Below are 3,933 nucleotides of genomic sequence, written 5' to 3'. Positions count from 1 at the left end.
AATGGTGGGCGAGATCATCTCGGAATGGTGGGCGACATCAAATCGGAACGGTGGGCGAGATCATTCTGGAATGGTGGGCGACATCGAGCGGAATCAGCACCAATACGAGAGTGCGAAAGGCTGAGAAGAAACAGAGGACAAGGCGATCGCCAGGAATCTTATTAGGCATGCTTTGCAGCTCCTCTGCCTTGTGATCATAGATCTCCCGTTTGAAAAAAGTGACGTACTTTCTTGATGAACGTCCGGAAGTCCGGATTCTCATTTGCAAGCCGGCTGCACATAGCCCATTCGACCTCTAAGCGCTCCCGGGCTGGAATCAAAATCTCGCCCTCAGAGGGGTTCTCAGGGTCCAATTTGATTAGTCCGATGCCATGCATTCCAAACAAAATGCGTAGCTCGTCCAACGTCCCTGCCCCTTCGATTTCCGTGGCGGCAAGGTATCCTAGGTTTGCCCAGGATGAGTTCGATACGGACTGGTAGTAGGCTTCCCGGACGTTAGAGCGATTCAGGAGGACCTTCACCTCTACTGACCAGAGCTTTACTTTGCGGTCGCTGCTTGCCCGGATTGCCTCAGCAACTTCTGCATTGAGCCCTTGAGCTAGACTCTGAAGGCCGACAATGTCTGGATACAACCATCTATTGCTACCTGAGCTGCCTGCATTCGACGATTTACGTTCGTCTATTCTGAACGCCTTTACGCCGTACTCGCTGCTCAAGAAATTAATAGCTGATGGGTAGAGTGAATGCTCGCCAGGCACCGGTTTTTCAGACTCAGGCGCTGTACGTGTGCTGGCTTCGGCCTCAACAACTTCGTCGTGTTCAGTCTTTTGTGTCCAGTAGAATTGCCTCGGGCGAGTTTCAGTTGAGCGCAATTCTGGATATCGCTTTTCCCAATTAGGTCTGTTTGCACCAATTTCAGCAACTAACTGGTTTATCAGCGCTGTTTGATCTTGAATGAAGGTGCTGTTTACGAGCTTTTCCTGAGCCTCCGCTGGATAGGTGTCGCAAATCCATGAAGCTATTTCTCGGGCCTTGTATTTTTGATCAGGCTTCGCAGCTAGCAACTCGAACACACGTTTTCTCAGTTCTAGTGCCACAGTAAGCCTTCCTAAATTGCGGCTAAAACCATTTCGTCCCAGGGAATGGAGAGAACTGCGTAAAGCTGCATGAAGTTTAGGCCCAAGCCGAGCTCTAACGCAACGCTTGCGAAAGAAGATCTTCTATCTTTACCGACCCCGTCCTCCGGTCTTCGTCCGCCGTAGAAACTCCGCTGGCTCTACGTCCTGCGTCGCAGCAAGCTTTTCGATGATCTTCAGGCTGGCGTAGAAAACGCCCTTCTCCAGCTGGCTTAAGTAACTTCGGCTAAGCAAGCGACGACTGCCGTGTTCACAACGAAGTTTTGGCGGCAAGTCCGAATGCATTCTTATCCGTCACACCATGCTTTCGTTATTGGTGCGCCCTCTCGTTCGAAGTGGCGCCATCCATACGACGCTGGCGAGAGAAGAAATTGGAAATGACGATTGTAACTTCCGCCTCAGCTTCCCAATCAGTTTGCTCCTTGGCGGCCGTTTCTGCCGAAAGAGGACTGTTATCTCTCGACATCAACCACGACGCAGTATTCGTCAGCAGCTATCGTGGGGAGATCGGTCGGTTCAAAAGTCATTCGGGCTAAGCCTACGTTGAAATTCGGCCAAACCCGCTCAGGTTGCAAGAATCTACTTGACACGACGGCCAATCTCCAAAATCCTGTATGGAATGGGTTTGGGGCTCACAGAACCGATATGGACCCGTCATACGTCGTTATTGACGAATTTTATGACCGTCCCGATCAAGTGCGAAGCTTTGCCTTAACTCAGAGCTTCGAGATCGAGGGACAATTTCCCGGTTGGCGTTCCTCTCCTTATTTCCCTGAAAGATCCGATGAGACCGTTCGGCGGATCCTTTGTTCGCTTCTTTCATTGGATCGAAAGAAAGTCGAAATTGTCGATGTCGGTGAGAGCGGAAGTTTTCAGATATCGACTTCTCGTGAACAGACGTGGATTCATGCTGATCCGTACGCCAAGTGGGCTGGCGTTTGTTATCTAACACCTGATCCCCCGGTAACTTCCGGCACTGCGCTTTATCGACACCGTTCAAGTAAGATCAGGGATTGCTCGTCGGCGCTCAAGCGCTTTCCAAACGATCAACAATTTGATGTTCGGACCTCGAAGATAGATTGCCTAGATGCGAGCCAGTGGGAGCTGGTCGACTCTATTGGGAACGTGTTCAATCGCTTGGTGCTCTACAAGGCCAATCTTTACCACAGCGCCATCGAATACTTTGGTCATGATTTGTACGATGCACGCCTGTTCCAGGTCTTTTTTTTCGATCTTATCAAATGCAACCCTAGGCAACCCGGAGAGTGTTCATGACTTTACCACACTTAACTTTTCCGGCTCACGTCAATTTGGATGTCACCTACAAATGCAACGCATCTTGCTCCTTTTGCTACATTATCGATCAAGACGCCCCGCTAGTTCAGCACACGGATATTTCGAAGCTCGAGAAGATCATTTTTAGATTAGCCGAGGCGGGCGCATTACGGATCAACTTTTTCGGCGGTGAACCTCTTCTGCTTAAGGAGCTTCCGTACCTTATAAAATATGCCAAATCGTTAGATCTCAGGACCACGCTAATTTCTAATGGTCTACCAGTTTCAAGTCGATTTTGCGAAGAGGTTGCCGGTCACTTAGACACGATGGCAATCTCGATCCATGGTCTTCAGCCGGATCATGACAGAATACTTGGCATCCCAGGCGCTTTCGAAAAAATACTATCTCGATTGGAATTGCTGCAAAGGAGCAATATAGACGTCGGAATCAACTACACCGTCATTGAAGGAGCCGATAAGCACTTCCTTGATCTGGCACGCCGTTTAATCGGTGATTACGGCGTCAAGTTTGTTTCGGCGAACCGGTTTATCGGCGGACGAGACAAGAAAGATCGGGATCTCACTCCGAGCCTTGATACGCTTAATAACATCCTCGACTCTTTTGAGATTATCGAGAGCCAATTCCCAGACGTCACGTTAGCGTACGCAATCTATTTTCCTTTATGTTTAGTGCGAAAGGCCTCGCACCGGCGGTTCTTAAAGGCTTGCGGGATGGGTAGTAACTACTGCAGCGTCGATTTCAATGGCAACATGAAGCTTTGTTCCTACGCTAAAGGAACGGTAGGAAATCTTCTTGCGCAAGATCCAGTGGCTTTATGGAACAACAGTGAGATCCTAGACCGCTATCGAGCGGGATCGTGGATACCCGACGCATGCCAAACATGCAGCTTGTTCTCAACGTGTCTCTCTGGATGCCGTGTTTCAGATCCGTCGGGAGATTTCGGACCGGACATCCTAACTAAGATTGCACCAATTACCCCTATTGCGGCAGCTCAAAGCGAAAGGATTGATGCGCATGTCTAGTCCAATTCCAATGCTCAACCCTCGCACAAAAGTTCGCAAGGATGGAATGACATGGGTGGTGATGACACCAAACGGGAAGTTATTGAGATTAAATGGTACCGGCGCACTTATTGTAAACAAATGCAATGGTTCTACCTCGCTTGTTGACATTACTGCCGACATCCAAACATCGATGGACAAAGTCGACAAAGCGAACGTTCAACAGAGCATTCTAGATTTTCTATCCCAGATGCAAAAGGCGGGCGTTCTAACGCTAGTCGATCCGACGTATGAGGTCCCAGACGCACAGCTCATAACGCCATCTGGCTCCGTCCCAATAAGCCAAGTCGACGAGGCCATGTTTGCAGGGATGCCGGGAGTCGACCCTCCCTGTCAGTAATACGGCCAATTGTCCAGCGTACTCACGCCAGAACTTCGAGACTCTGCTGATCTGCCTCAGCATGCCAGCCGAGGTTTTGCCGTGCGCATGATCCCGTTCA

3 protein-coding genes are annotated in these 3,933 nt (G+C 49.8%); 2 read left to right on the top strand and 1 reads right to left on the bottom strand.

Annotated elements, in window-relative coordinates; translation table 11 throughout:
• Positions 1-194: 194 nt before the first annotated feature.
• Positions 195-1,097, bottom strand: a complete 903-nt coding sequence (locus tag CT676_RS43150) for an HrgA protein (RefSeq protein ID WP_135217300.1) — start codon at positions 1,095-1,097, stop codon at positions 195-197.
• Between the two features lie 684 nt (positions 1,098-1,781).
• Here CT676_RS43150 and CT676_RS43145 point away from each other — a divergent pair.
• Both CT676_RS43145 and CT676_RS43140 read left to right on the top strand, forming a co-directional pair.
• Positions 1,782-2,411, top strand: a complete 630-nt coding sequence (locus tag CT676_RS43145; RefSeq protein ID WP_135217299.1) for a DUF6445 family protein — start codon at positions 1,782-1,784, stop codon at positions 2,409-2,411.
• The gene (locus CT676_RS43140; protein ID WP_135217298.1) at positions 2,408-3,454 is read left to right on the top strand and encodes a radical SAM protein; all 1,047 of its coding nucleotides are present in this window, start codon (positions 2,408-2,410) and stop codon (positions 3,452-3,454) included. The genes CT676_RS43145 and CT676_RS43140 overlap by 4 nt, the downstream gene beginning before the upstream one ends.
• Positions 3,455-3,933 lie beyond the last annotated feature (479 nt).

This window comes from Bradyrhizobium sp. MOS001, from assembly GCF_004634465.1.
GTDB classification, from domain to species: domain Bacteria; phylum Pseudomonadota; class Alphaproteobacteria; order Rhizobiales; family Xanthobacteraceae; genus Bradyrhizobium; species Bradyrhizobium barranii.
Note: the sequence above shows the minus strand (reverse complement) of the source record. Positions and strands in the feature narration are given on the sequence as shown.